1 protein-coding gene is annotated in these 351 nt (G+C 53.6%); it reads left to right on the top strand.

The window, feature by feature from the left end; all coding sequences use genetic code 11:
* Nucleotides 1-351: carboxyl transferase domain-containing protein (locus ACLWS4_RS38020; protein WP_416876576.1), on the top strand; the 351-nt coding region annotated here is incomplete at both ends.

The raw sequence follows: 351 nt of genomic DNA, 5'->3' as shown, positions 1-351 counted from the left end.
TAATGCAATGGACTACGAAAGCAAAAAAGCAGAAATTTTAAAGGGTGGAAAGGAAAAATACCACCAAAAAAACCGCGAACAGGGCAAATGGTTTGTCCGCGAACGCTTGCGAATGCTGCTGGATGACGGGCTCAAGGCCGAAGACGGGCTGTTTGCCAATGCCCTTGCGGGGGACCTGCCGGCAGACGGAGTTGTCACCGGGCTCGGAAAAATTGGCGGCCGCACCGTTTGCGTTATGGCCAACGATTCGACCGTAAAAGCCGGTTCATGGGGCTGGCGGACGGTCGAAAAAATCATCCGCATCCAGGAGACAGCCGCGAAACTCAACTGCCCCATTTTGTATCTCGTCGA

Origin of the sequence: Kitasatospora sp. SC0581 (genome assembly GCF_048159585.1) — a bacterium.
Classification (GTDB): domain Bacteria; phylum Actinomycetota; class Actinomycetes; order Streptomycetales; family Streptomycetaceae; genus Kitasatospora.
This window is presented reverse-complemented; position numbering and strand designations above follow the sequence as displayed.